Source organism: Okeania sp. SIO2B9 (genome assembly GCF_010672505.1).
GTDB classification, from domain to species: domain Bacteria; phylum Cyanobacteriota; class Cyanobacteriia; order Cyanobacteriales; family Microcoleaceae; genus Okeania; species Okeania hirsuta.
Window position 1 is genome coordinate 1 of record NZ_JAAHGK010000933.1, and the last position, 3108, is coordinate 3108.

Sequence of the window (3108 nt, forward strand, 5' to 3'; positions counted from 1 at the left end):
AAAATTTTGGTATTTTTGACAGTGATTTGAGAAGCGATAGACTGCCAGTCCGCAACGCGATCGCATATTCTCCATTTGAAATTTTATTTTTGGTCATTTGTCAAAAAAATTAGATGCGTTTTCCCTGGCCGTAGAAGTGAGAAGATGATTTTTTGATCACTAATTAAACGGACATGATATAAGAAGGAGAAAATTGGTATAAGTCCTGTATCTGTTATAATCAAATCAAAAAAGTTGGTGAGTTGAATAATGCTTAAAATAGCTATTGATGGTTTAGATGCTGTCCAAGCTACAGAAGAAATTCTGGAAATTGAAGGTATAGAAGGTAGTTATAAAATAGATGCAGATGGCAATCAAAAAGGGATTGATTTAGCAACCATTCTGACAATAGTTGGAATTGGTTCAGGAACTTCTGTTATTATTAATAATACTTTAACCATTGCAGAGAAGATTTTTCAGTGTTTCAAAAAACATGAGAAAAAACTAGAGAAGGTCGAAATTGTTTCTGGAGAAAAGCGACTTTTACTGAAAGATGCAACTGTAGAACAAATCAAAGATATTTTGGAAAGTTTCGGATAAAATAGCTATGCAAATTCTCCACTTAAACTTGAAATTAATAGGGGATGATTATGCCCAATTCCGATACTTTTGGAATAATCCCAATGATTACCAATCTTATCAATTATCTCTGACAGAAATTTCTGCTCTAATTGAAAAGTTAGAGAGAGGTTATTACACTAGACTGCCAGACGAATACGCCAAAACTGGTCAAAGACTTTATAATTGGTTAGATGGAAATGACCGTATTTTGCAAAGAGAATTAGATAAAAATCAACGGGAAGGAATTGTTTTAGCAATTTCTACTTCCGAAAGATTAGCTCATTTACCTTGGGAGTTGCTCCATGATGATAATGGATTTTTAGTTCAGCGTAAACCTGCCATTATTCCTGTTCGTTGGATGACAGATAATCAACAACTTTTTTTTCAAAATCAACCTCATAACCGAGCATTAAATGTTGTGTTTATTGCAAGTTCCCCCCGCAATACGAGAGACGATTTTTCTGAACTTGATTTTGAAGCGGAGGAGGGAAGTATTTTAGAGGCAACTAAGCGATCGCCTCTATATTTAGAAGTAGAAGAAAGTGGTTGTTTGACTGAGTTAGGTTATCTAGTGGAAAGTCAGGAAGAGAATTTTTTTGATGTTGTTCATCTCACAGGCCATGCAAAACTTCGGAACAATAAACCTTGCTTTGTTACTGAGACAGAATATGGAGAAGCAGAATATAGTAGTGCCGAAGATATTGCTACAGAGTTACAATTTCAGCACCCAAAACTGATTTTTTTATCCGGTTGTGGGAGTGGATATTCACATCGGGAAAATATTCCGTCAATGGCAGAATCTTTATTAAGTCAAGGTGCAACAGCAGTTTTAGGATGGGGCGATCGGGTATTAGATACAGACGCAACGACAGCAGCAGCAAAACTATATCAGGGATTGTCTTCTGGTAAGGGAGTAACGGTAGCATTAGCGGAAACTTACCAAGAATTAATTAAGGTTAATGCTAGAGACTGGCATAAATTACGACTTTATGTGGCGGGTAGTTTACCGGGAGCGTTAGTAACTCCCTTGAGAAAACCAGGTAGAAAACCTGCACCCCGTTACCAGAAAACTATTGAATTTAGAGATCCAGAAGGCAAACTTAGGGTTGCTACTCGTCAAGATTTTGTTGGCCGTCGTCGTCAGTTACAAAATTGTCTCCGTGCTTTTAAGTTGGATGAGAAGTTGGGAGTATTAATTCATGGTATGGGAGGTTTGGGAAAAAGTACCATTGCTTCTCGACTTTGGGAACGTTTATCGGAATATGAAAATGTTTTATGGTGGCGACAAATTGATAATTCTAATTTAGTGGAAAAATTGGCGGATAAATTGAGAGATGCTGACCTACGTTTTGCCTTAAAGAATAACCAAGATGAACTTAAATATAGGTTGCGAGATTTGTTTGAAAATTTGATTGAAGCTGGAGAAAAACCTTTTCTTTTTCTTTTCGATGACTTTGAATGGAATCTCGAACCTCGTGAAGGCGGATATGTTTTGAAACCTGAAGCGGCAGAAGTTTTAAATGCTTTGGTTTTTGCAATTCGAGAAGTAGGTGCGAGGGAAAAAATTATTATTACTTGTCGTTATGAGTTTCAATCTGATTTATTAAATGAGTTTTGGGTACAAGGTTTAGACGCATTTAGAAAAGCTGACTTAGAGAAAAAGTTGAAACGTCTGGAGAATTTTAAGTCGGGAAAAGTTGATGAAAAGTTAATCGCAAGAGCGTTAAAACTTGCAGATGGAAATGCTCGTTTATTGGAATGGTTGGATAAAGATGTGCTTGGTTGTGAGGATATTGAGGAGAAGTTAAGTCAGCTTGAATCTGGTTCTGAAGATTGGCAAGGAAAGATTATTTTGTCTGAACTTTATGCACAAGTTGATAAAAAAATTGTGCGGGTATTGAGTCATTGTTTGGTGTTTGAAATTCCTGTACCGATGTTAGCTTTAGAGGCGGTTTGTGAGTCTATTTCTGGTTATAAAGAACAACTAAATAGAGGGATTGATTTAGGTTTGATAGAGGTTAGTTCGGAAGTAGAAGAATCTGAGCGTCTTTATCGAGTTTCGCGGATTTTACCTCGTATTATTTCGAGTATTAAATTGCCGGGAGTTCCTGATGTTTATTCTTTGTATGAAAAAGGTTTGAAAAAGTTGTTTGAGGTATGGGGCAGGAGAGACAATAGAAGTCAGGAAAAATGGCGTGAGATTTTCCGTTTAATGTTTGCTAACAAAGAAAATTCTCAGAGATTTCGACGGGGGTTTTATCAAATGCTTGATGCTGATTTTTCTGAAGTTGATGAAGCTTATGAGTCTGAACTTAGGCAAAGCAAAACTGAACTATCAGAGGATAATTTTTATGTTAAATTAGAAGAATATTTGTGTCAAGATGAATGGATAAAAGCTGATGAAGAGACAGCATTTATTTTGTATCAAGTAATGGCATTAAACAATATTCACAAAGAAGATATTCATGAGGAGATTCCACTTTCAATACTTAGAAAAATAGACCAAAA

The 3108-nt window shown here is 36.0% G+C and carries 2 protein-coding genes; both read left to right on the plus strand.

Annotated elements, in window-relative coordinates:
* Nucleotides 1-249 precede the first annotated feature (249 nt).
* Entirely contained in the window at nucleotides 250-579 is a 330-nt protein-coding gene (locus F6K13_RS25625; RefSeq protein ID WP_124144073.1) for a hypothetical protein, read from the plus strand.
* 7 nt (nucleotides 580-586) lie between these two features.
* On the plus strand, nucleotides 587-3108 hold a 2522-nt coding region (locus F6K13_RS25630), incomplete at its 3' end, for a CHAT domain-containing protein (RefSeq protein WP_287288800.1).

What these genes read in the sequence shown, in the direction of transcription:
- F6K13_RS25625 (WP_124144073.1), top strand. Translation starts at nt 250, where the DNA reads ATGCTTAAAATAGCTATTGATGGTTTAGATGCTGTCCAAGCTACAGAA.